Origin of the sequence: Aeromonas molluscorum, assembly GCF_051376105.1 — a bacterium.
GTDB lineage: Bacteria > Pseudomonadota > Gammaproteobacteria > Enterobacterales > Aeromonadaceae > Aeromonas > Aeromonas molluscorum.
The window spans coordinates 335285-361652 of the sequence record NZ_JBPQCY010000002.1 but is presented as its reverse complement, the minus strand read 5'-3'; the positions used below and the strand labels follow the sequence as shown (position 1 = coordinate 361652).

At 61.5% G+C, this 26368-nt stretch carries 27 protein-coding genes; 10 read left to right on the top strand and 17 right to left on the bottom strand.

Annotated features, from left to right (window positions below; translation table 11 throughout):
- Positions 1–5: 5 nt before the first annotated feature.
- A complete protein-coding gene (locus tag ACSMDR_RS12280) occupies positions 6–617 on the bottom strand; it encodes a LysE family translocator (protein ID WP_436468431.1) in 612 nt (203 codons plus the stop codon).
- 9 nt (positions 618–626) lie between these two features.
- Positions 627–1733 carry an oxidoreductase gene (locus ACSMDR_RS12275; protein WP_436468430.1) on the bottom strand — a complete coding sequence of 369 codons (1107 nt, stop codon included), beginning with the start codon at positions 1731–1733 and terminating at the stop codon, positions 627–629.
- Positions 1734–1849: 116 nt separating this feature from the next.
- On the opposite strand from ACSMDR_RS12275, the gene ACSMDR_RS12270 reads away from it, so the two are divergent.
- Positions 1850–2755 (top strand): LysR family transcriptional regulator, encoded by a 906-nt coding sequence (locus ACSMDR_RS12270; protein ID WP_436468429.1) that lies wholly within the window; start codon positions 1850–1852, stop codon positions 2753–2755.
- Here the strand turns inward: ACSMDR_RS12270 and tyrS are convergent.
- On the bottom strand, positions 2750–4015 hold the full coding sequence (tyrS, locus tag ACSMDR_RS12265; RefSeq protein ID WP_436468428.1) for a tyrosine--tRNA ligase: 1266 nt from the start codon (positions 4013–4015) through the stop codon (positions 2750–2752). The genes ACSMDR_RS12270 and tyrS overlap by 6 nt on opposite strands.
- Before the next feature lie 162 nt (positions 4016–4177).
- Here tyrS and ACSMDR_RS12260 point away from each other — a divergent pair, with 162 nt between their 5' ends.
- Positions 4178–4996 carry a helix-turn-helix transcriptional regulator gene (locus ACSMDR_RS12260; protein ID WP_436468427.1) on the top strand — a complete coding sequence of 273 codons (819 nt, stop codon included), beginning with the start codon at positions 4178–4180 and terminating at the stop codon, positions 4994–4996.
- Between the two features lie 60 nt (positions 4997–5056).
- Here ACSMDR_RS12260 and exeN read toward each other — a convergent pair whose 3' ends face one another.
- The 12 genes from exeN to exeC all read right to left on the bottom strand — a co-directional run bounded on the left by exeN (position 5057) and on the right by exeC (position 16662).
- Positions 5057–5812 (bottom strand): GspN family type II secretion system protein ExeN, encoded by a 756-nt coding sequence (gene exeN / locus ACSMDR_RS12255; RefSeq protein ID WP_436468426.1) that lies wholly within the window; start codon positions 5810–5812, stop codon positions 5057–5059.
- Entirely contained in the window at positions 5809–6300 is a 492-nt protein-coding gene (gene exeM, locus ACSMDR_RS12250; RefSeq protein ID WP_005891874.1) for a GspM family type II secretion system protein ExeM, read from the bottom strand. Before exeM ends, exeN begins: the two co-directional genes overlap by 4 nt.
- A complete protein-coding gene (gene exeL, locus ACSMDR_RS12245; protein WP_436468425.1) occupies positions 6297–7481 on the bottom strand; it encodes a GspL family type II secretion system protein ExeL in 1185 nt (394 codons plus the stop codon). The genes exeM and exeL overlap by 4 nt, the downstream gene beginning before the upstream one ends.
- Before the next feature lie 88 nt (positions 7482–7569).
- Positions 7570–8583 carry a GspK family T2SS minor pseudopilin variant ExeK gene (gene exeK / locus ACSMDR_RS12240; protein ID WP_436468424.1) on the bottom strand — a complete coding sequence of 338 codons (1014 nt, stop codon included), beginning with the start codon at positions 8581–8583 and terminating at the stop codon, positions 7570–7572.
- The gene (exeJ, locus tag ACSMDR_RS12235) at positions 8567–9217 is read right to left on the bottom strand and encodes a GspJ family T2SS minor pseudopilin variant ExeJ (RefSeq protein WP_436469316.1); all 651 of its coding nucleotides are present in this window, start codon (positions 9215–9217) and stop codon (positions 8567–8569) included. Before exeJ ends, exeK begins: the two co-directional genes overlap by 17 nt.
- Before the next feature lie 52 nt (positions 9218–9269).
- Positions 9270–9668, bottom strand: coding sequence for a type II secretion system minor pseudopilin GspI (gene gspI / locus ACSMDR_RS12230; RefSeq protein ID WP_436468423.1), 399 nt, complete (start codon positions 9666–9668; stop codon positions 9270–9272).
- Positions 9669–9747: 79 nt separating this feature from the next.
- Complete coding sequence (exeH, locus tag ACSMDR_RS12225; protein WP_005891888.1) at positions 9748–10293, bottom strand: GspH family T2SS minor pseudopilin variant ExeH; 546 nt, start codon at positions 10291–10293, stop codon at positions 9748–9750.
- Positions 10294–10435: 142 nt separating this feature from the next.
- Complete coding sequence (gene exeG, locus ACSMDR_RS12220) at positions 10436–10867, bottom strand: GspG family T2SS major pseudopilin variant ExeG (protein ID WP_005891890.1); 432 nt, start codon at positions 10865–10867, stop codon at positions 10436–10438.
- 135 nt (positions 10868–11002) lie between these two features.
- On the bottom strand, positions 11003–12223 hold the full coding sequence (gene exeF / locus ACSMDR_RS12215; RefSeq protein WP_436468422.1) for a GspF family T2SS innner membrane protein variant ExeF: 1221 nt from the start codon (positions 12221–12223) through the stop codon (positions 11003–11005).
- A gap of 9 nt (positions 12224–12232) precedes the next feature.
- Positions 12233–13741: a type II secretion system ATPase GspE gene (gene gspE / locus ACSMDR_RS12210; RefSeq protein ID WP_436468421.1), complete on the bottom strand. Its 1509-nt coding sequence runs from the start codon at positions 13739–13741 to the stop codon at positions 12233–12235.
- Positions 13741–15774: a GspD family T2SS secretin variant ExeD gene (gene exeD, locus ACSMDR_RS12205; protein WP_005891895.1), complete on the bottom strand. Its 2034-nt coding sequence runs from the start codon at positions 15772–15774 to the stop codon at positions 13741–13743. The genes gspE and exeD overlap by 1 nt, the downstream gene beginning before the upstream one ends.
- A gap of 21 nt (positions 15775–15795) precedes the next feature.
- The gene (gene exeC / locus ACSMDR_RS12200; RefSeq protein ID WP_436468420.1) at positions 15796–16662 is read right to left on the bottom strand and encodes a GspC family type II secretion system variant ExeC; all 867 of its coding nucleotides are present in this window, start codon (positions 16660–16662) and stop codon (positions 15796–15798) included.
- 186 nt (positions 16663–16848) lie between these two features.
- On the opposite strand from exeC, the gene hslR reads away from it, so the two are divergent.
- The 7 genes from hslR (at position 16849) to ACSMDR_RS12165 (ending at position 23939) form a co-directional block, all read left to right on the top strand.
- The gene (gene hslR / locus ACSMDR_RS12195; RefSeq protein WP_005891901.1) at positions 16849–17247 is read left to right on the top strand and encodes a ribosome-associated heat shock protein Hsp15; all 399 of its coding nucleotides are present in this window, start codon (positions 16849–16851) and stop codon (positions 17245–17247) included.
- A gap of 102 nt (positions 17248–17349) precedes the next feature.
- Entirely contained in the window at positions 17350–18234 is an 885-nt protein-coding gene (hslO, locus tag ACSMDR_RS12190; protein WP_436468419.1) for an Hsp33 family molecular chaperone HslO, read from the top strand.
- A 148-nt stretch (positions 18235–18382) separates the two neighbouring features.
- Positions 18383–20008, top strand: a complete 1626-nt coding sequence (gene pckA / locus ACSMDR_RS12185; protein WP_436468418.1) for a phosphoenolpyruvate carboxykinase (ATP) — start codon at positions 18383–18385, stop codon at positions 20006–20008.
- Between the two features lie 163 nt (positions 20009–20171).
- Complete coding sequence (locus ACSMDR_RS12180; protein ID WP_005891910.1) at positions 20172–20837, top strand: GntR family transcriptional regulator; 666 nt, start codon at positions 20172–20174, stop codon at positions 20835–20837.
- Between the two features lie 35 nt (positions 20838–20872).
- On the top strand, positions 20873–22675 hold the full coding sequence (locus ACSMDR_RS12175) for an aminopeptidase P family protein (protein WP_005891913.1): 1803 nt from the start codon (positions 20873–20875) through the stop codon (positions 22673–22675).
- Between the two features lie 194 nt (positions 22676–22869).
- Positions 22870–23304, top strand: coding sequence for a GNAT family N-acetyltransferase (locus ACSMDR_RS12170; protein WP_436469315.1), 435 nt, complete (start codon positions 22870–22872; stop codon positions 23302–23304).
- Positions 23305–23474: 170 nt separating this feature from the next.
- Positions 23475–23939, top strand: a complete 465-nt coding sequence (locus ACSMDR_RS12165; protein ID WP_005891919.1) for an outer membrane lipoprotein — start codon at positions 23475–23477, stop codon at positions 23937–23939.
- 63 nt (positions 23940–24002) lie between these two features.
- Here ACSMDR_RS12165 and lysE read toward each other — a convergent pair whose 3' ends face one another.
- On the bottom strand, positions 24003–24623 hold the full coding sequence (gene lysE, locus ACSMDR_RS12160; protein WP_005891922.1) for an L-lysine exporter: 621 nt from the start codon (positions 24621–24623) through the stop codon (positions 24003–24005).
- A 243-nt stretch (positions 24624–24866) separates the two neighbouring features.
- Positions 24867–25649, bottom strand: a complete 783-nt coding sequence (locus ACSMDR_RS12155; RefSeq protein ID WP_005891925.1) for a LuxR family transcriptional regulator — start codon at positions 25647–25649, stop codon at positions 24867–24869.
- Between the two features lie 59 nt (positions 25650–25708).
- On the opposite strand from ACSMDR_RS12155, the gene ACSMDR_RS12150 reads away from it, so the two are divergent.
- Positions 25709–26365 (top strand): acyl-homoserine-lactone synthase, encoded by a 657-nt coding sequence (locus ACSMDR_RS12150; protein WP_436468417.1) that lies wholly within the window; start codon positions 25709–25711, stop codon positions 26363–26365.
- The last annotated feature ends 3 nt before the right edge of the window (positions 26366–26368 follow it).

Genomic DNA, 26368 nt, shown 5'->3' with positions numbered 1-26368 from the left:
TCGCATCAGGTCAGCAGCCAGTAGAGGGCGATCCCCATCATTAGCAGAGAGGATATCCGCCCCAGCAGATCCCCCTGCCCCTGGGTCTGCAGCAGCCGATCCGCTCTCTGCCCACCGTAGGCGTAGAGCAGCAGGTTGACGCATTCGATCAGGATAATGAGGGTGACGAACAGCAGGGTCTGCAACCCGGCGGAGAGGGCCGGGCTGATGAAGGGCGGCAGCAGGGTCATCATGAAGAGCCAGGATTTGGGATTGGATATGGCCACGGTAAAACCCCGCAGCAGCAGACTCAGGCGCCCGTTATCCACCTGACGGGTCGCCGCCTTCTGCCCGCCGCCGCGCCAGCCAGTGATCCCCATCCACAGCAGGTAGAGAGCCCCCAGATACTTGAAACCCTGTAGCAGCGCCGGTTGCTCGGCCAGCCCCCGGGTGTAGCCGAGCAGGGCGGTGAGGGCAATCAACCCCACCCCGGCCAGCTCGCCACCGATCACCCAGAGGGTGCGGCGCACTCCCAGGCTGGCGCCGAAGCTCATGGCCAGCATCATGCACAGTCCGGGTGAGACGGAGATGAGAAAGAAAGTGGGGATGAACATCAGCAACAGGGTCCATTCGCTCATGATGCCCCCTTATGCTGCATCATGCGGGGCCAGTACACCCATGCCAGCAAGGTAGCCGAGCGCGCTCGCCGTGAAACCGACCTCCTCGAGCCGTGTCGCCGTAAACGGGGCCTGGAGCAGAGGCAAGCCGCGGCTCACCTTGGTCATCCAGTCCGGGTTACCGAGGGCCGCCGTGCCTACCGCCACCAGGTCGGCGCCGCCGGCCAAAGCCAGCTGGGCTGAGGCGGCATCGCGAATACTGCCTGCCACCATGAGCGGCACTCGTCCCGCCAGCCCGGCCTGCACCGCCCCCAGCAGCGATCCTCCGTCCGGATCCCCATCCACCGCCTTGAAGCTGTCTCCCATGGAGAAGTGCAGGTAGTCGATCTCCTCGTCTGCCAGCAGGTGCGCCACCGCCAGCTGATGGGGCAACTCGATACCCTGAATATGGGCATAGCTCTCGGGGGAGAGACGCACCCCGACCAGGAAGGTACGCGGCAGGCGGGCGCGAATGCCCCTGATAATCTCGATCAGGATCCGCGCCCGGTTGGGCAGAGTGCCTCCCCAGCGATCGGTGCGTTGGTTGTGCAGCGGATTGAGGAAATTGCAGAGCAGAAAGTTGTGGGCCGCGTGCAACTCGACCCCGTGCAGGCCAGCCGCATAGGCCCGCTCGGCGGCGTGCACGAAGGCCTCGACAACGGCCAGGATCCCCTCCTCGCTCAGCCCCTTGACCCCGAGGGGGTAGCGCCCGCCCGGCGCCAGCTCGCACGGGCCGACCGGCGCCCCCTCGTTGAGCTCGGGCAGGGCGCGCACTCCGCCGTGGTGCAGTTGCACCACAGCCAGCGTCCCCGCCTGCGTGACGCGGGTGGCAAGGGTGGTGAAGGCCTGCTGCTGAGCGTCGGTCATCAGGGCCGGTTGTCCGGCCCAGCAACGTCCGCCGGGTTGCACCTGGGTGGCGGCGGCGATGAGCAGGCCGAAGCCGCCGCGGGCGCAGCGCACCAGCCAGTCGAGCTCGGCCTGGCCGGGATCTCCACCGGCGCCACTCATGTTGTGGGTCAGGGGGGCCAGCACGGCGCGGTTCTTGAGCCACAGGCCGGCCCGTTCGAAGTGGAAGCTGTCGTTCAGCGCCTTGTTCATTGCCTTCTCCTAGGATCGCAATCGGATGGCTGCCACTATATCCCACTACCATTGGGATATAATCCAGTTCAAAAGAAAGACATTCATTCCCAACAAGACACAATAAGTGAGCCCCCATGAGCAACCACAAGCTCGACACCCTCTACTTGATGCGCCTGCTGATCGCCATCGTCCGCTGTGGCTCTTTCGCCGCCGCCGCCGCCCACCTTGGTATCACCCCAAGCAAGGCCTCCAAGGATCTTCGCCACCTCGAGCAGCACCTCGGTAGCGAACTGCTGAGCCGCACCACACGCCGGGTGCAACTGACCGACGCAGGCGAGCTCGCCTACCGCCAGGCCGACCAGATGATCGCCCTGCACGAACAGTTGCTCGATGGCCTGCAACGCCGCCGCTCGGCCCTGTGCGGCGAGCTGCGCATCACGGCGCCGGATCTCTGGGGCGAGGTGGTGCTGACCCCGGTGCTACTGCGCTTTCGGGCCAGCCATCCGGAGGTGCGCCTCATCGCCGACTTCAGCAATCACCCCGCCGACCTGCTGCGCGACAACCTGCACGTGGCCTTTCGCAGCACCGAGCTGAACGCCGAACCCTACCTGGCGCGCCCTATCGGTCCGGACGAGCTGGTGCTGTGCGCAAGTGCCGCCTACCTGGACACCCACCCGCCCCTGGCCACCCCTCAGGATCTGCACCAGCACAGCCTCATCACCCGCAGCCAGGAGTACAGCCGCCACGAGCGCTGGACCCTGCTGGATCAGGGGCGCGAGATCCCCCTCGAGGTGGCGGGTGAGCTGGCCTTCAGCAGCAAGAGGGCGATCCACGAGGCGATGCGCCAGGGCCTGGGGATCGCCCGTCTTCCCCGCTACTTGCTGGCAGGCGAGCTGGCCGATGGGACGGTGCGCGAGGTACTGCCCGCCTACCGCCCCAAGGGGTCCCACTTCTACGCCCTCTACACCCAGCGCCGGGCCGAGTCTGCCCTGGTCGGCCACTTCCTCGACTACGTCATCGGCGAGCTGACCGCCTCATGAGCAGATCACCAGCTGGTACTCCTTCTTGCCCCGGCGCAGCAGCAGGTAGCGGCCAAACAGCCGCTCGCCTGCGCTCAGCCGCCCATCTCGTTTGAGCACGCCATTGAGGCTGATGGCCCCCGCCGCCAGCAGCTCGCGGGCGATGCGCCTGGAATTCGCCAGACCGCACTCCACCAGCAGGGTCACCAGATCCTGCTCGCCGCTGACGGCGCTGCTCGGCATGCCATCTTGCGCCAGCTGGGCGAGATCGCTCTCGCCGAGGCGAGCCACGTCGCCGCGAAACAGCAGCTCACCGATGCGTTGCACCACCGCCAGCGCCCCCTTGCCATGCACCAGTTCGGTCAGCTCGTTTGCCAACACCTGCTGGGCCTGCTTGCGCCCCTGCCGCTGGGCATCTTCCGCCTCCAGTGCATCAATCTCGGTCAGCGACATAAAGCTGTAGTAGCGCAGGAAGCGGTAGACATCCTCGTCCGCGGTGCCGAGCCAGAACTGATGGAAGGCGTAGGGCGAGGTGAGCGCAGGATCGAGCCAGATTGCGCCGCCTTCGGTCTTGCCGAACTTGGTGCCGTCCGCCTTGGTGATAAGGGGCAGGGTCATGCCGTGCACCTGGGTCTGATGGAGGCGGCGGGTCAGATCCATGCCACTGGTGATATTGCCCCACTGGTCGTTGCCGCCAATCTGCAGGGTGCAGCCGAGCCGCTGGTTGAGCACCGCAAAGTCCTGGGATTGCAGCAGGGCGTAGGAGAACTCGGTGAAGGAGATGCCCTGATCCGGGCGGGCGAGGCGCTGGCGCACCGATTCACGGGCCAGCATGGCGTTGACCGAGAAGTGCTTGCCGATATCCCGCAAAAAATCGAGGGCGGACATCTGCCCCATCCAGTCGCCATTGTTGACTAGTTGCGGGGCACAAAGGCCGTCGTCGGCGGGCAGCAGGGCGCTTATCTGGGCCGACAGGCTGGCGACCCAAGCCTGCACGGTATCGGCACTGTTGAGGCTGCGCTCGGTTGCCTTGAAGCTGGGATCGCCGATAAGGCCGGTGGCCCCGCCTACCAGTGCCACCGGAGTGTGGCCCGCCAGCTGGAAGCGGCGCAGCATCAAGAGTGGCACCAGATGACCGATATGCAGGCTGCCGGCGGTGGGATCGAACCCGCAGTAGAGGGTGCGCGCCGTGGCGAGGTGGGCGGCCAGGGCCGCCGGATCGGAATGCTGGGCCACCAGGCCGCGCTGGCTCAACTCATCAAGCAGGTGGGGGTTGATCATGGGGGGTCTCCAACAGCAGGGGGAAAAGCTGTCATCCTCGCCGTTCTGGCCGATGGCGAATATGTCCCCTGAGGGACAGTTTTGTCACTCTCGTGCTAGCATCCCGCCATAGTGGGGAGCTGCTCCCCGCCACCGGGAACCCACCACCATGACTCAACGACCATGACCCAGCCATTCCCCACAGATGCCTTGACCCGCAACATGACCGAGGTGGTCGATGCCCTGCACAGCCCGGCCTTTGCGGCGACCCTGGTGCGGCTGATCCAGCAGCAGGTGGCGTTTGATTGCGCCCTGCTGCTCGGGGTGGGGCAGCGGCCCGTCTACCTCTACGACAACCTCAACCATCAGCGGGCCCTGCTGTTTGATCGCTACCTCACCAGCCACTTCAGTCAGGATCCCTTTATGCAGGCGCTGGCCGAAGGGCGGCCTGCCGGCGTCTGGACCCTGGCGCAGGTCTCCCAGGGGCGGCTCGATCCCGAATATCGCCACCACTTCTATCAGGCCACCGGCTGGCAGGAGGAGGTGGGACTGATCCTGCCAGTGCGCGGCGGACTGACGCTGATGCTGTTTCTCGGCCGCCTCGACAAGCGCAGCCCTCTCAGTCGTGACGAGCTGGCCAGGCTGGAGGCGATCTTTCCGCTGGTGCATTCGCTGTGTCGTCAGCAGTGGCGGCAGGAGACGCCGCTGCTGGCCCAGAGCAGCGCGCAGCCGGACAGCGCCAGCCTCAAGAGTGCTGTGGAGCAGGCGATGGCAAGCGTGGGGGGTGACAGGCTCACCCGCCGGGAGCGGCAGGTGGCGGAGCTATTGCTACAAGGGCTGGATACCGAGGCCATCGCCACGGCCCTCGGCATTGGCGGCGGCACTGTGAAGAATCACCGCAAGCACCTCTACGCCAAGCTGCGCCTCGGCTCGCGGGCCGAACTGTTCAGCTTCTTTCTCAATCACCTCATCGCGGCCCCCGGCGGCGAACCGACGGCCTGATCAGCCCCATAACGAAACACCCCGCCGAGGCGGGGTGTTGTCTATCCGTGCGGCCGCGGGTTAGATCCGGCCCTGATAGCGCAGCGGGAAGCGACCCTGACTGTCTGGCTGACCGAGGTAGGGCAACCCCTGTTTCATCTGATCCGGCAACTCAGGGCCCGGCTTGAGGCTGCCCTGGAACAGATACTGGCGATTGGCCTGCAACTCCAGCTTGCCCAGCACCTGCACCGCCTCAGAGCCCTGTTTGAGCTCGGCCACCAGCCGGGAGTCGAGGCAGGTCAGCTTGAGCTCTGGATCCCCCAGTTTCAGCTTGCCTGCCGGGGTTTCGGCCTCGGCATCATACCAATAGAGGTTGCCATAGAGGCTATCGCACCAGGGCTTGCCCTGACTGAATTCATCAAGCTTGAGCTGCAACTGGCCCGTCGCCGTGACCGGGAAGGGCAGGCGCATAGGCAAGCGGCTCAGTAACCAGGGAGCGGGGGCGTTGAGGGTCAGATCGCGGCCAAAGACGGCACCGCCCCAGCCCACCACGCCCTGGCCGTTGAGGCCATCCCGCTCGCCAAAACGCACCGTCAGTTCGGGAGCAAAGCGCAGCAGCGACCAACCATTGAGATCCCAACGCAACCGGGTCACAGACTCGCTGGCATATTGCAGACGAGCCACTTCCCCCTGCCAGAGGGTGCCACTCACCCCTTCCAGTTTGACCATGGGCGGCAACGGCAGATGACGAACCATCAGGCTGGCGGGCACGCTGGTCAGCAAGAAGCCCAGCCAGGCCAGCATGAAGACGACGACTATCCAGATCTTGCGTTTCATTGCGGGCGACTCACCTGTAAGCGTCTCACCTTGACCATGCCTGCGGGCAACTGCTCGCGGGCCACCTCTATCACCTTGACCTGGACGCCATATCGGTCCGACAGTTCAGCCAGCCACATCAAGAGCCCATCGAAGGGAACCGCGTCTATCCATACCTGCAGCTCCTGACCCTGGGGTTGCAGTCGGGTGATCTTGATCTTGTGATTGAAGGCGGTACGGTTGACCACCCCATCCAGCGTCCCCCCCAGCTCGATGTTGCGGCCGCTGCCCGCCTGGGCAGCCAGGACTCGCTCGCCCTTCTCTTTCAGCCAGACCAGGGTCTGCTGCTGGTTCTTCACCTGCCGCTCCCGCTCCGCAATGCGACTGTCGAGGGGCTGCCAAACCAGCCAATAGAAGAGACCTATGGTCAGCAAGGTGCCGCCAATTGCTAGCAGTCGCTGCTCCCGGGCGCTGATGCCGCGCCACCAGAGTTCAAACCTTGCCATCATGATGATTTACCCTTGAGCACCAGTGCCCCCTCGACTCGGCCTTCCGTGCTACGCACCTCGCCCTGTTGCACCTCAAAACGCTTGCCCGCCAACTCCCGGAATCGTTCCATCTCGGTAAAACCGGGAGCCGTGACTTGCAGCCTCAGCTCTCCCCGCTCCACATCAAAGCGCAGCACCTCGGGCTTGAGTCCCGGTACTTCGGCAAAGGTGGGGGCCAGCTCGGTCAAAAACAGCAAGACGCCACTTTGGGACGCCCCCCCCAGCAACCTCAGATGCTGCTCAACCTGGCTGCGTACATTCACGATCCGGGTCTCTCCCGGGAAGATGCGGGTATAGACCTCGCGGATCTCGGCCTTGAGCGCCTTGTCCTGGCTATCGAGTTGATAGAGGGCCAGGCCTCGCTGTCCCAGGGTGACCAGCAACAAGGCCACCGCCACCACCACCACCTTGCGCCACTGCAACCAGTGGCGGCTGTACTCGGTCTGTGGCCGGAAAGCCCCCTGCAACAGGTTTACCTGACCGCGCAGCGCCTCCCGGGCCAGCAGCAGCATGGGCAGCTCGGGATCGGCCTCCAGCCAGTTGGCTCCCGCCAGTGCCGGGGGCGGCGTATGGCTGTGGATGGTGACAGGCTCGGGCTGAGTGCTCAGCAACAGGCCGAGCAAGGCTTCGTCTGCCACCAACCCCTGGTGAGGCCCCTGGCGCAGCAGCCAGACCTTGCCCAGTTGCAGCGCCGACCAGCCATCACTGGCCTGCGGCAAGGCCAGCACGTCCGGCAGCAGTTGCAGGCTCTTGAGCCCTGCCGCCTCGAGCCAACCGAGCCAGCGCAGCATCTGCTGGTTGTCCACCGCCATCAGATCCACCTCCTGACCCTGATGGGCCAGCACGACCAGATGCAGGGACTCCACATCGGAGGCAATCTGCTCTTCGAGCAGATAGGGCAGGGCCGCCGCCGACTGGCGGTTGTACTTGCCCGGCAGCCGCACTCGCCGGAAGATAACGGCGCTGCCCGGCACCAGGGCGACCACGGGACGGCCACCGGCCCGCTCACGCAGTTCATGCAGTTCATGGGCCGAGGCCAGGGTCCCGGAGGCGATGATCTCCTCCTCTCCCTTCGACCAGACCAGCCACTCGACCGGCTCTTCCTGGGTTATCCCCAGACGGATGACCAGACTCTCGTTCAATACAGCTTCTCCTTGGTCAGGGCCGAGTCCTGTCGACGGCTGACCCTTGATATGAACAGCGAGATGCCGTCACGCGTCGAGGCGAGCTTCACTCAGCCCCCCCATTGACCCGCCGCAGCACCACCGCCTTGTTGTCTTTACTGCGCTGGAAGTAGGTCTCCAGCCTGGCCCGGGTGTCAGCCACCTCGGCCAGCAGATAGGCCACAAAGTAATCGCTCTTGACGTCTATCGCCTCATTCAGCCCCTTGATGCCGGAGCCTGCCGCCAGTGCAGGCAGGCTCGTCATCTCCTCTTTGCTTTGCCACCCTTTCTTGGGGCGATCATTGAGCACTCCCTTGGCATCATCCACACCGATCTTTCCCAGGTAGAGTGCCGCCAGCAGTTCGGACTGCTCTGGGGCTATGGTATTGATGTTCACCAGCAACTTGTCGTTTGGCAGGGCGCAGACATAGGGTGCCAGCCTGGCATACAGCTTGCCGCTGACCCCACGCACGGCCCGCAGTTCATCCACCCCCAGCATCTTCTGGTTGGCGGGCAGATAGGGCTGATTCAACCCTTCATAATATGCATCTTCGGCGCCATAGCTGGAGACCAGCACCGTATCGCTGTCGGTCCAGTCACGCACCGCATCCGTCAGCTGGGTCGCCTCGTATTCGTCAACCTCGAGCAGGGTCAACAGGGTGTGGAACACCTTGACGGGATAAGGCTGGTTGGCCAGATCGTCCCCATTGCCCCCCTGTTGCGCCACGCTCAGGCTGTTGAGGTTGAAGCAGCTTTGCAGGTCGCGTACCTCTCCCTTGAGAGTGCCATCCTCGACCGGAAACACCACATCCTTGCGGGCCCAGTACTGGCCAAGGCTGACCACCTTGGGGTCATCCTTGAAGTCCTGGGCCAGGATCTTGCTGACCAGCGCCTCGGTGGAGATGGCATACCACCAGGCCTGTTTGCCGCTGCTGAGGTTGGCCGTGCGCCTGAGCTCAAGCTGCAAGCGACCACTCATGTTGCTGGCGATGATCACCATCACCGAGAGGATCAGCAACACCACCAGCAATGCCATGCCCCGGCCTCTTCCCGGCCCGGCGCCCTTATTGTGTCGGTGCATCTTCGAGCCTCTGGCCGCCGGCCCCAATCAGAAACTGGCGGCGTATGGTGCCGTAATCATCCAGATCCAGCTCAACCGCCAGTCCCTCAGGCAGACGCGCCTCCTGGGTCCACTCCGACTTCCAGCCCCCCTCGCTGTAGAAAAAGAGGCGCAGTCCCGTCACCCGGTCGAGCAGGACCTGCACCCTGGGCTCGGTGCCTATCACGGGATCCGGATAGAGGTAGCTGAGTCGCTCCAACTGGTTATCCTTGAGCCGCCAGCCGACTCGTTGCAGGCCAGATCGCGGCAAGATGCCATCCGGATTGAGCCAGCCGCCCCGAATGAAGGCCATGCCCCAGTCGTCACTCTGCTGGCCAAACTGGCTAGCCGCCAGCAGCACCCGGTTGTTTTCGCCCTGGATGCGACCGGTGCGCGGCACCATCTGGCTCACGTCCCGTTCCAGCAGATCGAAGGCCCGCTGCAATTGGGCCAAGCGCACCTCTTTCTTCTTGGCCACCTCATCGCTGGTGAGCACCCCCTGCAACACCTGATAGGCGCCCAGACTCAGGCCTGCGAAGATGGCGATCGCCACCAGCATCTCGAGCAGGGTGAAGCCCCCCTGCCACCCTCGCGACCTCTGCGGCGCTACTGGCATCCTCGAGGTGCCAGGCAAGGTAAGCCAGGGAGCGGCGCGGCCGGGGGAGCGGTTATCGGCTGACATAGGTTCGCATCATGGTCACGGGACTTTCGGATTTGGGGGCGGTGCGCACTTCCAGATCCAGTGCCTTGAAATTACTGTCGGCGGTGGCGACACCGTGATGACGCCAATACCAGCGCTGCCCCGCCATCTCCTCATCACCCTCGACCCAGCCTTCGCTCGGCCAGGTGCCCTCGAGTCGCTGCTGGACCAGCTGGTTCTGGGCAACCCAGGTCGCCAGGGTTTTCTGCTCCAGATAACTGAGCCCGGCAAGGTGCTCGCTCGCCGCCTTCATCACTGCCAGCCCGGCGATGGCAAAGACCACCAGGGCCACCATCACCTCGAGCAGCGTCATGCCCCTCGCCCGGCGAGGCCCACCATGGCGCAAAGCCACGCGCGGGGCCCTCATTGCTCCTCCTCGGGCCGATCGCTATCCAGGGTAAGGTTGCCAAACTCATCGGCCCACACCACACGGACGTACTGGATCTTCATTGCTCCTCCTCAGGCCGATCGCTATCCAGGGTAAGGTTGCCAAACTCATCGGCCCACACCACACGGAAGTAACGCTCCTCATCGACCAGCTGACTGAAGGTCAGCACGAAGGGGGTCAACTCGTCACCGGGAAAGATAAACACCTGGGGACTGGCCACCTTGTCCCCCTCCCCTCGCTCATCTTCATCCGGCTGCCAGGCCAACCCGCCCAGTTCGACGCCGAGCTGGATATCCTCAGGCAGTTGCACCGGCCCCAGCACCTTGTCATCACTCAAGGCCTTCCAGCTGCGATCTTTCCCTTGGCGCACCATGAATTGCCAGCCGTGATCGTCGAGCCGCAACCCCAGCAGGCGACCATCCATCACCGCCTGCTCCTGGGCCTGTTGTAATACGGCCATGAAGCGACGCGCCTGTTTGTCCAGCTCGCGATCCCCCTTGGCGCCCCCCATGCTGAGGGTGACGGCGGTGGCCACCAATCCCATCAACATGGCGACCAGCAGCACCTCCAACAGGGTGAAGCCTGCCTGACGACGAGCCCTCATTGAGCCCACCCTGTCAGGGGGACAACAATGGACAGCGGCCCCATCAGCGCTGGCAGCTGCTGCCAGATGAAAATGCAGGCATGGCGCCCCAAGAGGTGACTCATGGCTGTCGGTCGAGGCGAGAGACGCGGCGAGTCGGCACTTACTGGAAGTCCTTCAGATTCCAGTTGCCGATGTCGTCGTCGGTACCCGCTTCGCCATCTTGCCCCATGGAGAAGACGTCGAGTTTGCCGAATTGACCCGGGCTGAGCAGCTGATAAGGGTTGCTCCAGGGATCTTGTGGCAGGCGCTTGATATAGCCCCCATCCCGGTAGCTGCGCGGTTCCGGGGCCGAAGTCGGTTTGTTGACCAGGGCATCCAGCCCCTGCTCCGTGGTCGGGTAGCGATTGTTGTCCAGCTTGTACATGTCGAGGGCGTTTTCCAGCGCCACTATGTCGGAAACCGCCTTCTGCTGATCGGCTTTCTCCTTGTTCCCCATCAAGTTGGGCACCACCAGGCTGGCCAGTATCCCCAGGATGACGATGACCACCATGACTTCCAGCAGGGTGAAACCCGATTGACGACGCTTATCCATGACTTACTCCCTCGATAAATAAGATGGCGGCTGCCATCAGAGATTGACCATAGTGAGACCCGGCAGACGGATCCCGTTGCATATTGACCATGTTGTTGAGCGCGAGTGAATGGGCTGCTGGAGTAGCCTGCTTATTCACATATTGACCATGTTGTTCAGTTCCAGGATCGGCTGCAGGATCGACATCACGATAAAGAGCACCACCCCGGCCATGGAGACCACCAGCATGGGTTCGAACACGCCAAGCGCAATATTGACCTGACTTTCGAACTCCCTGTCCTGGTTGTCTGCCGCCCGCTCCAGCATGCTGTCGAGCTCGCCACTCTGCTCGCCAGAAGCGATCATGTGCAACATCATGGGCGGAAATATCTTGGTTTCATTCAATGATTTGCGAAGACTGGTTCCCTCACGTACCCGCTCGGTGGCCTCAAGGATACGGGCCCGGGCGAAGTCGTTGGAGAGCACCTCACCGGAGATTTTCATCCCCTCTATCAACGGCACGGCACTGGCATTCAAGATGCTCAGGGTGCGGGCGAAGCGGGCAGTGTTGAGACCCCGGCTCACCCGGCCAATCACCGGCAGGCGCAGCAGGATGCCGTGCCAATGGCGGCGGCGCAGCTCATTACCAAGCCACCAACGCCAGACGAAACCGCCCAGGAAGATCAGCAGCAGGAACCAGAGGCCGTAATGCTGCATCAGTTCGCTGGTGCCGATCAGGAAGCGAGTGGTGGCCGGCAGCTGCTGCCCCATATGCTCAAACTGGGCAACCACCTTGGGCACCACGGCGGTCAGCAAGATGGAGATGACCCCCACGGCGACCAGGGTCAGCACCATGGGGTAGATCATCGCCTGCATCAGCTTGGTGCGCATATGCTGGCGCTGCTCGGTGTAATCGGCGAGCCGGTTGAGCACCTTCTCCAGATGACCCGACTTCTCCCCTGCCGCCACCATGGAGCGAAACAGTTTATCGAACACGTGGGGAAAGGCGCCCAGGGAATCGGCCAGGCTGTAGCCCTCCACCACCCGACCACGCACAGTGGCTACCAGGCTGCTGAGGTGAGCCTTTTCACACTGCTGGGAGACAGCCCGCAGCGCCTCCTCTATGGTGAGCCCAGCCCCCACAAGCGTGGCAAGCTGGCGGGTGATCAGTGCCAGTTCGGCGGTGCTGGCGCCACGGCGAAACAGTCGGAAACGACCCGCCTCGCGCTTGGCCTTCTCCGTGGTTTCGCTCACCTCCAGCGGAGTCAGCCCCTGCTCACGCAGTTGCTGGCGCACCTGGCGCGCCGAATCTCCCTCGGTCACCCCCTGCTTCTGGCGTCCCTTGTCATCAAGGGCCTTATATTCGAATGCAGCCACGTCCTATCCTCAATCTTCCCGAGTCACACGCAGCACTTCTTCCAGGCTGGTCTGCCCCTGGAGCACCTTGTCGATGCCGTCACGGCGAATGCTGGGGGTATGGGGGCGGATCAGCCGCTCGATGGCGAGTTCACCACTGGCACCATGGACCGCCTCGCGTACCGGTTCATCGACCACCACCAGTTCATGGATGCCGGTCCGGCCACGATAGCCGGTATGGTTGCACTGTTCGCACCCCACCGGATGCCAGATCTGGCTGGCCTTGTCCAACCCCTCGACGCGCATCAATGCCAGCTCTTGTTCCGTGACCGGACGCGCCTCCTTGCAGTCGGGGCAAAGGGTGCGTACCAATCGTTGCGCCAGCACCGCCAGCAGGGACGAGGAGAGCAGGAAGGGTTCTATGCCCATGTCCCGCATCCGGGTGATGGCACCGATGGCCGTGTTGGTGTGCAGGGTCGACATCACCAGGTGACCGGTGAGGGATGCCTGCACGGCTATCTGGGCTGTCTCCAGATCCCGGATCTCCCCCACCATGACCACGTCAGGATCCTGCCGCAAGATGGCCCGCAAGCCACGGGCGAAGGTCATGTCGACCTTGGCATTGACCTGGGTCTGGCCCACCCCCTCCAGGTCATACTCGATGGGATCCTCCACCGTGAGGATGTTGCGATCCCGCGAGTTGATCTCCGACAGCGCCGCATAGAGGGTGGTGGACTTGCCCGAACCGGTCGGCCCCGTCACCAGGATGATGCCGTGGGGTTTGCGGATGAGTTCGCTGATGATGTTGCGATTGGCGAGGGTCATGCCGAGCTGCTTGAGCTCGAGCCGGATATTGTTCTTGTCGAGCAGACGCAATACCACCCGTTCACCGTAGCTGGACGGCATGGTCGAGACCCGCACGTCCACCGCCCGGCCACCGATGCGCAGTGAGATGCGGCCATCCTGAGGCAGTCGCTTCTCGGCGATGTCCATGCGCGACATCACCTTGATGCGCGACACCAGCAAGGAGGCGAGCTTGCGATGGGGGCGCAGGATCTCCCGCAATACCCCATCGATGCGAAAACGGATCACCAGCACCCGCTCGAAGGTCTCGATATGGATGTCGGACGCTTCCTCTTTTATCGCCTCGCTCAACATGGCATTGATGAGACGGATGATGGGCGCGTCATCATCGGCGTCGAGCAAGTCCTCGCTCTGGGGCAGCTCTTCGGCCAGGGCGAAGAAGTCCATTTCGTTGCCCAGATCCTCCATCAGCTGACGCGCCTCGGAAGAGTCGCGCTGGTAGTGGGCCATCAACAGCTGCTCGAACGCCTCACCCTCTATCTGATCGACGGCGAAGGCGGCACCCGCCACCCGCTGCACCTCGAGCAAAGTCTGGGAAGTGAGCCCGGGTCGGCAGATCAGCACGGGCGATCCAGCCTGCTCGGTCAGGATCACCCCGAAGTTGCGGGCAAAGGCGAATGGCAGCTCGGGCAGTGATGCCGACAATTCGCAGCCATCAAGCTGGTAGGCCGCCATCAGGGCTTGCTCTGCACGAAGGGTTGCACGCTCGCCGCCGTGGCCTGCTGCCGGCTCTTCATGGACTGGATCTGTCTTTGGACCTCGGGGGAGACCATGATGTCCTGACCATATTCGGGCAATACCTGACGAGGTGGCGAGGTGAGGTAGCCCTCTTGCGCCGCGCGATCCAGCTGTTCGGCCCTGAACAGGGTGTATTTGCTGCTGGAGATGCCGGAGTACACGTTGGCATCACGCAATATGGTCGGCCGGATGAAGATCATCAGGTTGCGTTTGGCCGTGGTATTGGAGGTGGAGCGGAACAGATAGCCCAGTATGGGGATGTCCCCGAGCAGCGGCACCTTGGAGACCTGCTCTTTGGTCTGCTCATCCATCAAACCACCCAGCACTACGGTTTCGCCACTCTTGACCAGCACGGCGTTCTTGACGGTACGGGTGTCGAAGGTCGGGCCCAGATCTGCCGTACCTGCGGCCTGAGCCTGGGCAACGCTCGACACCTCCTGCTCTATGTTGAGCAGCACAGAGTCCCCTTCGTTGATCTGGGGGGTGACCACCAACTTGGTGCCCACCGTCTTGCGCTCTATGGTGTTGAAGATGTTGTCTCCCGAGGTCGAACTCTGGGAGCCGGTCTGCACCGGCACCTCCTGACCCACGTTGAACGACGCCTCCTTGTTGTCCATGGTGACGATGCTCGGGGTCGAGAGTATGTCGTTCTTGGTATTGGTGGAGAGCGCCGTCATCAACATGGCCCAGTCCCCTTTGTAGAAACCGGCGGCCATGCCGCTAAAGCTGCCCAGCAGGTTTTCCAACCCGTCCGTGTTGCCATTGTCCTGGTAATCTTTGCCCGCGATGATGGCAGGTCCGATCGGCAAGCCAGTATTGGTAAACTGAGTGCCGCCGCCATTGGCATTGCCCCACTGTACCCCGAGATTGAGGCCATCGCCGTCCTGGATCTCGACGATGATGGCTTCCACCAGCACCTGGGCGCGGCGGATGTCGAGTTTGGCGATCACCTGCTCCAGCTCGGCCATGACGTCCGGCTGGGCGGTGATCACCAGGGCATTGGTTGTCTCATCCGCCGAGATAGCAAGCTGACCACCACCTATGCTGGTACCCGCCGCACCACCCGCGGTACTGCCTTTCTTGTCGGATTCGATACTGGAACTGACCCCCTTGAGCACGTCCACCAGATCCTTGGCCTTGCCATATTTCAGGTAGAAGACCCGGGTATTGCCCTGGCTCTGCAGATCCCGATCGAGCTGATGCACCATCTGGATGACGCGGGCCCGCGCCTTGGGCTCACCACTCACCACCACAGAGTTGGTGCGCTCGTCCGCCACCACCTTGGGAGTAAGCTGATAGCCCGCATTGCCCCCCTGAGCTGCACCGTCTTTGTTGAGGTTGCTCACCAGGCGCACCATCTCGCCAGCCGAGGCGTATTTCAGCTTGATGATATCCACATCCTGATCGCCAGCCTTGTCGACCCGGCGCACTACCTCGACCAGACGATTGACCACGGCGGCACGGCCGGTGATCAGCAGCACGTTGGAAGGTTCGTAATGGACCACGTTGCCACCGCCAGCGTTGTCGTTGAGCTGACGCAGCAAGGGGGCCAGCTCGCGCACCGAGACGTTGCGAACCGGCACAACCCGGGTAACCATTTCGTCACCGACGCCGGGGTTGCTGTCGTCCACCACGGGAATGGCCGAGGTCTTGGCATCCTTGGCCCGAACCACCTTGAGCACCCCATTGCTCATGGGCACCACGGCGAAGCCGTACACGTCCAGCACACTCAGGAAGAATTGGTAGTATTGATCCTCGTTGAGCAGATCGTAGCTGCGCACATTGATCTTGCCGCGCACAGATGGCTCTATGATGATGGTTTTATTGAGATTTTTACCAACCGTGTTGATGAACTCTTCGATCTCGGCATTCTTGAAGCTAGCCGAATACTCGGTCGCCCAGACGGACCCCGTCATCAGCAAGGCCGCCGCTACAGAAGCCAGGCGCCAGCCTTTCCCTTTATTTATCATTCTTGGTGCTACTCCAATTCATTATTCTGACAAGCCGACATAGACGTCATACAGCTGTCCTTGCCGTTCGACTGTCACTGTCATTTCGGTGGCGCTCGCCACCTGCTGCATCGCCTGCATCGCCTGGGCATTGTCACGCAGGTCGAGCCCATTGATGCTGACGGCCAGGTCATTGGCGACCAGACCGAGTTGATTAAAGAGTTCAGGATCCCGCCCGGGATTGAGACGATAGCCCGCCATGCGGCCATCGACCCGGACCGGGGAGATATTGAGGTAATCCGTGAGTTTGCCCGGGTTGCTCATCAGCTCGCCGCGCACCTCACCCAGCTTGTCGGTGGCGTTGCCATTGGCTGGCAGCGGTTTGCCGTACTCTTCACCATCGAGCATCAGGGTCTCATCACGACCGTTGCGTTCAATGATGACGCGATCGGCAAAAATCTGTCGCAGCCGGGCCTGGGTACCGTCTATGTAGTCCCCTATGCCGTAGGAGTTCTGGGTACCGTTGTGGGCTATGATGGCGATGGATTTGGCGGCATTGGTGCTGGCCAGCAGGCCATTGAGCTGAGCATTCAACTGGGTCTTGGGCGCATCTGCCGCCACCTGGGTCTGGGCCTGGATTTGTTCGGCGCGGCCAAACAGACCCAGTCGAGTGAGGGGCACCAGGTCTGTCCCCTGACTCACCGTCTCTGCCGCTCCAGTGCTGGGCTGCCAGGTTGCCTGCGGCTCCGGACTCGCCAAAGCGAGCAGTCGCCAGGTCAAACCGGCGCACTGATGAGCCAGCAGCAGCAAGAGTCCCCAGAATAACCAATGGCTAAGACGGGCAAGGGGCAGCCGCTTGCCCTGGGCAAGCAAGGCAGACAGCAAGTCATCCTTGAACGGTAGCGTCATGTTTCTCAAAATAATTTTCTATCCAAATCGGTCAGTCATTGTGTACGGCAATGCCGCCGGAGACAACTGACCTAAAGGGCAATATGGCTAAAAATGCTCGTGCCATCACTCCAATGCAGGCCAGATTCAACCCTGGGGCCCGGCTCTGGTATAATCGGTCACCATGTCACATCGTCGGAATACGTCATGAGCAAAGCCGTTTCGCCCGAATCCTCCCTGCGTCTGGACAAATGGCTGTGGGCCGCCCGCTTCTACAAGAGCCGCAGTCTGGCACGGGAGCAGATCGAAGGGGGCAAGGTGCACTATAACGGCCAGCGCAGCAAACCTGGCAAGGCGGTCGAGCTCGGCGCCCTGGTCCGCTTCTGGCAGGGTCAGGACGAGCGGGAAGTGCGGGTACTCACCCTGAGCGAGCAGCGCAAATCGGCCCCCTTGGCCCAGCTGATGTATGAAGAGACGGCCGAGAGCCTCAAACGTCGGGCAGAAAATGCCGAGGCTCGCCGCTTCAACAGCCAGTTTGCCCCCAGCCCCGAGCGCCGTCCCGACAAGCAGGAGCGGCGCCAGCTGATCCGGGTAAAGCAATACTGACCTGAGTCCATGACCCCTGTATGACGACATGCGCACCAGAAAGTTCACACCCGGCCCAATATGCCGGGTGTCCACGCCATTACCACCCCGAAGGAAGATGAGATGAGTCACCAAGATCTGCTGTATCGCTATCTGTTTGAAGAGTACGAAGTGCGGGGTGAGCTGGTCCAGCTGGATAGCACCTATCGCCACGTGATCGAGGCGCAGAGCTATCCAGTTCAGGTACAACAGCTGCTGGGCGAACTGCTGGTCGCCACCAGCCTGCTCACTGCCACCCTCAAGTTTGAAGGCTCCATCACAGTACAGTTGCAGGGTGATGGTCCGGTACGACTGGCCGTCATCAATGGCGATAACAACCAGCAGCTGCGCGGTGTCGCCCGCCACGAAGGCGAGTTGCCCGACGATGGCAAGCTGCAGAGCCTGATAGGCAATGGCCAGCTGGTCATCACCATCACCCCTGAGCAGGGGGAACGCTATCAAGGCATCGTTGCCCTGGAGGCCGATACCCTGGCTGGCTGCCTGGAGCAGTATTTCGCCCAGTCCGAACAGCTCGCGACCAAACTCTGGATCCGCACCGGACACCATGAAGGTGAGCCCCGCGCCGCGGGCATACTGCTGCAGGAACTGCCATCCCAGAGTGAGGATCACAGCATCGACTTCGACCATCTGACCCAGCTCACCAGCACCATCAAGGATGAAGAGTTGTTTGGCCTCGAAGCGGAAGAGATCCTCTACCGCCTCTATCACCAGGACAAGGTGCGAGTGTTCGATCCCCAGGCCGTCGCCTTCCGCTGCACCTGCTCACGGGAGCGCTGCGAGGGTGCCCTGTTGCAGGTAGAGAAAGCCGAAGTACTGGAGATGCTGCAGGAGCAGGGCAAGATTGAGATGCACTGTGACTATTGCGGTGCCCACTATCCCTTTGATGCGATCGATGTCGAAACCCTGTTCAGTGGGGCTCCCGGTAATGATGCAAACCAGTTACACTAAATAGAGGCGGGGAAACCCGCCTTTAACTTAAATAACAAAAAAATACCCTACTTTATAAAGTTTGATGAAGGTCGCTAAATTCTACTACCTAAGTGGTAGAGTTGATGCCAGATAGAACCCTACACACCTCTGAACCCAGGAGAATACAATGACAATCGTGGCAGAACCCACCCTGGCCCAACAGTTACAACTGGAGCAATACGGTATCCATGATGCCGTAGAAATCCTGCGTAACCCCTCCTATGAGCAGCTTTTCGCAGAAGAGACCCGCCCAGACCTGGAGGGATTCGAACGTGGAATAGTAACTGAGCTGGGCGCCGTCAATGTCAATACCGGCATCTTTACCGGCCGCTCCCCGAAAGATAAATATATCGTCAAAGATGCCACTACCCAGGATACTGTATGGTGGTCTGACCAGGGTAAGAACGATAACAAGGCCATAACCCCCGAAGTCTGGTCAAAACTCAAATCCCTGGTGACCAAGCAGCTCAGCGGCAAGCGACTGTTTGTCATCGATGGCTACTGCGGCGCCAACCCGGACACCCGGCTGGCGGTGCGCGTCATTACCGAGGTGGCCTGGCAGGCACACTTCGTCAAAAACATGTTCATCCGCCCAAGCGACGCTGAGCTGAACACGTTCAAGGCTGACTTCGTAGTGATGAATGGTGCCAAATGCACCAACCCTGACTGGCAGGCCCAGGGGCTCAACTCCGAGAACTTCGTCGCCTTCAACCTCACCGAGAAGATCCAGCTCATCGGCGGCACCTGGTACGGTGGCGAGATGAAGAAGGGTATGTTCTCCATGATGAACTACTTCCTGCCCCTGCGCGGCATTGCCTCCATGCACTGCTCCGCCAACGTGGGTCAGGACGGCGACGTGGCCATCTTCTTCGGCCTCTCCGGCACCGGCAAGACCACCCTCTCCACCGATCCCAAGCGTCAGCTGATTGGCGATGATGAGCACGGCTGGGATGATGATGGCGTGTTCAACTTCGAAGGAGGCTGCTACGCCAAGACCATCAAGCTCTCCAAGGAGGCCGAGCCGGACATCTTCAATGCCATCCGTCGCGACGCCCTGCTGGAGAACGTGACGGTGGCCGAGGACGGCACCATCGACTTCGATGATGGTTCCCGCACCGAGAACACCCGGGTCTCCTACCCCATCTATCACATCGAGAACATAGTCAAGCCGGTCTCCAAGGCGGGTCATGCCAACAAGGTGATCTTCCTGACTGCCGATGCCTTCGGCGTGCTGCCCCCGGTTTCCAAACTGACCAAGGAGCAGACCAAGTACCACTTCCTGTCCGGCTTCACCGCCAAACTGGCCGGTACCGAGCGCGGCATCACAGAACCGACTCCGACCTTCTCCTCCTGCTTCGGTGCGGCCTTCCTCAGCCTGCACCCGACCAAATATGGCCAGGAGCTGGTGAAGCGGATGGAAGCGGCTGGCGCCGAAGCCTATCTGGTCAACACAGGTTGGAACGGCACCGGCAAACGCATCTCCATCAAGGATACCCGCGCCATCATCGACGCCATCCTGGATGGCTCCATCGAGAAGGCGCAGACCAAGGTACTGCCCATCTTCAATCTGGAAGTGCCGACCGCACTGCCCGGCGTGAACCCGACCATCCTTGATCCCCGTGACACTTACGCCGACAAGGCAGAGTGGGATGCCAAGGCTCAGGATCTGGCTCAGCGCTTCATCAAGAACTTCGAACGTTTCACCGATAACGACGAAGGCAAACAGCTGGTAGCCGCAGGTCCGCAGCTGTAACAGCCGCCCCTTACTGCCAACCGGCCAGCTCTGCTGGCCGGTTTTTTTTTGGCCAACATCCGGCAATCGACTCAGTACCGCCTTGCCTTGCCGGCGCGAGCGCGTTAGATTCAGCCAAACTTTATACAATATACAATTTTGCAACCTGCCCCATGACGCAACAATGAGTCCCACCTACAAGACCCGCACCCAGATGGTGATGGATAACCTCAGAGCCAGGATACTGCGCGGAGACTTCCCGGCCGGCGCCCCCTTGCGCCAGGACGCCATCGCCAAGGAGCTGGCGGTCAGTCGCATACCGGTGCGTGAGGCCTTGATGCAGCTGGAGGCTCAGGGGCTGGTCAAGTTCGAACCCCATCGTGGTGCCGTGGTCACCCAACTCGATAGCGGATCGGTGGCCGAGCTCTTTTATTTGCGAGCCCTGCTGGAAGCCGATACCCTGTTTCACGCCGTCGATCTGATGACGGAGGAGACCTTCGTCAACGCCCAGGCCATTCTCGATCAGTTCGATGCCGCACTCGAGTCAGGAACCCGGGTCGAACATTGGGCCCAGCTCAATCACAGCTTCCATGCCACCCTTTATCAGGCCGCCAATCGCCCCCAGGCAATGGAGCTGATCGCCCAAATCAATCTGAGTTGCGACCGTTACGTGCGCTTCGAGCTGCTGTTTGCCCAAGGAGGCATAGACAAGGCGGAGCGCGAACACGCCGAACTGCTGGCCCTGTGCCGGGCGAGGCGCAAACACGAGGCTGCCGTTCTGCTCAAGCAGCACATACAGGCGGCAGGCCTGTCCATCGGACAGATACTCAGCCGTGGTCAGCCCGGCTGAACACTCTCATCGAACAACTATCTGGCAATTACGACATGAACCATTTCGAGATCATTGAAACCCGCGTCGCCCAAATCCGGACCACCCTGGCCCAGCAGGAACTGGACGCTTTCATCGTGCCCCACGATGACGAACATCTGGGCGAATACATTCCGGCCCATGCCGAGCGCCTGGACTGGCTGACCGGCTTCAATGGCTCCGCGGGTCTGGCCATTATCCTGGCCCAGCAAGCGGCGCTCTTCGTCGATGGCCGCTATACGGTGCAGGCCCGCATGCAGACCCCGGCCCACGTATTCAACTTCCTGCACCTCAATGAGGATCCCCATGTCAGCTGGTTGACGGAACAGCTTGAACCGGGCGCCAGAGTCGGCTTCGACCCCCGTCTGCACAGCCTGACCTGGTACCAGCATGCCAATGCCCAGCTCAGCGAACGCGGTATCACACTGGTTGCCGTGACCGACAACCCCATCGATCAGCACTGGCTGGACCGTCCCGCCCCCGGCAAGCACCCCATCATGTTCTACAGCGAAGAGTTGGCCGGGCAGTCCAGCCAGGCCAAGCGCGAGCAGCTGGCGAGCGATCTGCGCAAACGTGGTCTGGACGCCGTGCTGCTGACCCAGGCCGAGCCCATCAACTGGCTGCTCAACCTGCGCGGTCGCGATGTCGAGCGCCTGCCCGTGGTACTGGGGTTTGGCGTGCTCTATGCCAACGCCAGCATGGATTTCTTCGTCGATACCGACAAGCTCGACTGCATCGCCTTCAGCCAACACGTGGGTCAAGATGTCTCCGTCTATCCCACCGACAAGTTGGGCGCCCTGCTCAAGCGCATCGGTGAAGATCAGCAGAAGGTCCTGGCCGATCCCAACACCGCCAACGCCTGGACCCAGCTGACCATGGAAGAGGCGGGTGCCATTCTGGTCGCAGGTCAAGATCCCACTATGCTGCCCAAGGCCTGCAAGAACGAGACTGAGCTGACGGGGATGCGCGCCGCCCACCTGCGCGATGGCGTGGCCGTCTCCCGTTTCCTCGCCTGGCTGGATCGCCTGATCCTCTCAGGTGAGTTCGACGGGGTCGATGAAGCTAGCCTTGCCGATCAGCTGGAAGCGTTTCGCAAAGAACAACAGCACTATGTCGAGCCCAGCTTCGACACCATATCGGCGCTCGGCCCCAACGCCGCCATGTGCCACTACCGCCACACCAACGGGGTGCCGCGTACCTTCGGCCAGGATGCCATCTATCTGGTCGACTCGGGTGCTCAATATCTGGACGGTACCACCGACATCACCCGCACCGTCAAGGTGGGTGAGGTGACCGAAGAGCACAGGGCCATGTTCACCCGCGTACTGCAAGGCCACATCGCCCTGGATCAGGCCCGCTTCCCACGCGGCACCGCGGGCATTCAGCTCGATGTGCTGGCTCGCATGCCGCTCTGGCAGGCCGGTTATAACTACGACCATGGCACTGGCCACGGCGTGGGCCACTTCCTGAGCGTGCATGAAGGTCCCCAGCGCATTGCCCCCAAGGGCAGCCTGGTGCCACTGATGCCGGGCATGGTGCTCTCCAACGAGCCCGGTTACTACCGGGAAGATGCGTTCGGCATTCGGTGCGAGAACCTGGAGATCGTGATCGAACTGCCCCGTCAGGGTGAGCTCGACATGCTGGGCTTCGAACGACTGACCTATGTGCCGTTCGATACTCGTCTCATCGACCGCGACCTGCTGAGCCCGGCCGAGTTTCGCTGGATCAACGAGTATCACGCCGAGGTTTATCGTCGCTTGAGCCCCTTGCTGGAAGGCGAGGATCTCGCCTGGCTGGAGCAGGCCACCGACCTCATTTGATGGAATAAGCATCATCAGAAACAGGGCCTCAAAGCCCTGTTTCGTTTCTGGCCACCCGGCCATCACATAGACAAGCCAAGTCGCCGCCACTTGAATCCCGATCTGACTAGGGCTACCCTTGCCGACCATTTTCCGCCCGCCTATCCCCAGGAGCCCCAGTGACACCGACTCTCAGACTTGCCACCCCGGCCGATATGCATGCCATCTGGCAGATTGAATCCCAGGTATTTGGCGAAGCCATCTACCCCGACTTCTTCTTTCGCCAAGCCGTGGATCTGTGGCCCGACTTGCTGCTGGTCGCAGAACGCGAGGGACAGCTGCTTGGCTACGGCTTGGGAGGCGTCGGACAGCAGCGCACTCAGGGCTGGTTGCTCTCCCTGGCGGTTCTGCCCCAAGCCCGCGGCCTCGGCCTGGCCGAAGCCATCATACGCAAGCTGGAGCTGGCACTGAGGGCACAAGGCTGCCTGCAGGTACGACTGACCGTCGATCCGGTGAATCCGGCCCGGCGCCTCTATGAGCGGCTGGGCTATCGTGAACTGACGCTGGAGCCAGCCTACTTCGGTCCGGGAGAGGACAGATGCCTGCTCGAACATGAGTTGATCGTCCCGCCTCTCCAAGACAGGGAGTAGACGTGATCCGTCAGGGTCTGACCGAGGTATGCAACATAGCCGCTAAGACCTCTGGGTGAGCCAGCTTGGATACAACATACTTGGTTACACTTTGAGGGTGCCATCATGGCGAAGAGAGGGGTAGAGTGACCCCTGGTGCCTAATTTGTAGTCAAGTTCAGGAGAACCATTATGTTGCAACGACTGATCCTCATCGCCCTGCTGGCCGCCGCTGTCACCGGTTGCGCCAACAGCGATGTTTATTCTGGCGATGTCTATACCAAAGACAGAGCCAAGCAGGTGCAGACCGTCAGCTACGGCACCATAGTCTCTACCCGCCCGGTCAAGATCCAGGCCGAAGAGAATTCCATCCTGGGCACCATAGGCGGCGGCGTCGTCGGTGGTCTGCTCGGTAGTACCATAGGCGGCGGTACCGGGCGCAGCCTAGCCGCCGCCGGGGGTGCCATCGCGGGTGCCGCTGCGGGCAAGGCCGCCGGTGACAAGCTCAATCAGGTGGATGGCGTCGAACTGGAGATCAAGCAGGACAACGGCAGCAGCATAGTCGTGGTGCAAAAGGCTGATCCCAGCTTCCAACCTGGTGCCAAGGTGCGACTGACCCAGGGCAATGGCAGCGTCAACGCCGCCGTGGTGCCCTGATCATTTGCCCAACAAAAAGCCCTCCATGAGAGGGCTTTTTTATACGCGCAGCTCCCCTTTGTCTCATGCGCCGTTCAGCGCGCCGCTTGCCAGTTGCAATGCCAGACCCAGCATGATGAGGCCGACCAGCAGATCGATACCCTGCTGTACCTTTCCCCGGGCAAGCCAAGGAGAGAGCGCCGCCGCACCATATGCCAGGCCATAAAACCAGACGAGAGAGGCCAGCATGGCTCCGACCGCAAAGGCGGGCCGCAACGGCTCGGCAAACTGACTGCCGAGGGAGCCGAGCAACATGAGCGTGTCCAGATAGACGTGGGGATTAAGCAAGGTAACACCCAGGGTCATGGTCAATACGCTCTTGACCCCCATCAGCTGGGAGGAGTCCGCCAATGTGGCCCCCTGCCCACGCCAGGCGCTGCGCAGGGAGCGCAGGCCGAACCAGCCAAGAAACAGCACGCCACCCCAGGTCAGTAACGCCAGACCGAGAGGATTGGCCGCCAGCAGGTTGGCGCCACCAAACACCCCTATCCCGATCAAGATGAGATCGCACAGACAGCAGAGTGTCGCCGTCAGCAGGTGATGGTTGCGGTGGATGCCCCGACTCAGCACAAAGGCATTCTGGGCTCCGATTGGAATTATCATGGCAAGGCCTAACACAAAGCCCTGCAAGCTGGTCGCCATCATGGGTTCAACGTCTCTCAGTGAAGATGGCGGCAGTATGCGAGATGGGATGATTTAAGAGAAATTCATTAAATTTCTCATTAATTCGAAAATTTAATGACCGGAACCCTGCCTGAACGTGACGACGATCGGCTTCTGGTTGTCAATTGTTAGATCTGACAATGGTCGAGGAGGAGATCCCTTCCGATAATGCTGCCGCTGGGGCACCAATGAGAAGATGAAGAGATGACGCCTGATGGATGCGGGTTACTGCAGCTGACGCGGAAAATTGGTCACCACCACCTCTTCCAGATTGGGCACCAATATGCCGCTGCTCATGCCCTTGGCGATGGCCTGATAGCGGTTGATGGAACCGGTCTTGCGGGTCACCTGATTGAGATGGTAATTCACGGTTCGCTCGGTGATGCCGAGGATGCTGGCGATTTCGCCGGACGTTTTCCCCTCGCTGGCCCAAGAGAGACACTCGGTCTCGCGTACCGTCAACACTTCCTGTGCGGCCCCTTCCGGCAACCCGAGTCGCACGGTGCGCAACGCCGCATCGAAAATGTAGGTCGACATCCAGGAGAGCACGGGGGAAGACTCCAGCAACAGATCGCTGGAAGCCCGCTCCCGAGTGATGAAAGAGAGAATGCCACTCTCGCCGGTAGGGCCGTGAAGGGGAAAGGAGATGCCGTTGCGCAGACCGAACTCGGCAGCCAGACTCATGACATCGAGGCTACCCGCTTGCAGAAAACGCACCTTCTCGTCGAGCTGGTTCCAGTAGATGGGCAGCGTCTGGTGGCGAGCCAGCTGGATGATGGGATCCCGCGCCAACATATGCTGGGCCGTGTAGGCCTGGATCCAGGAGTCGGGGCAGCGGTTGAACAGCACCACCTTGGGACGCTGCATCGACATCGGCAGGATCAGCGCGAAGCGATAATAGTCATAGCCCATACCGAGCGCGAAACGTCCAATCAGCTCAGACAGTTGATCACCATCCGTGACCCGAGTGAACAGTTCAAGGTATTCCAGCAGCTGAGCCTGTTTCATTTTCGTCCCCTTCCCGAGTCCGTGAGTATAACGCCCTTCCTGGATATGGAGTGAGCAGAATGCGTGTTTTCAAGGGAAAACTGAATCGTCATTGGGATAAAACCGTAGAAAATTCCCTTTATTGCTTTAGAAACCGCGTTTTCCACGAAAGACTCGGTTGGGATGTAGAATCCCACTCCGGCCTGGAGCGAGATAACTTCGATGGTCCGGATACTCATTGGGTTCTGATCGAAGACGAACAGGGGCTATGTGGCTGTATCCGCCTGCTCAGCTGTGCCCAGGATTACATGCTGCCCACCATCTTCCCCACCGCCCTCGCCGGCGAGGCCCCACCTCGCCATCAGGATGTCTGGGAGCTGACCCGGCTCGCCATCGACGCCAACCGGGCTCCGCGTCTCGACAACGGTGTCAGCGAACTCACCTGCGTCATCTTTCGCGAGGTGTATGCCTTCGCCCTCGCCCACCAGATCCGTGAGCTTATCGCCGTGGTCAGTCTGCCGGTCGAGCGCATCTTTCGTCGACTGGGCCTGCCAATTGAGCGACTCGGCCATCGGCAAGCCGTTGATCTGGGGGCGGTGCGCGGTGTCGGCATCCGTTTCCTGCTCGATGAACGGTTCGCCGCCGCCGTCGCGCGCCCGCTACGCGGTCACTACACAGACCATGGCGGAGCTGTCTCCCCTTACCCCATAAAAAATCCCGGGAAGATCCCGGGATAAAGC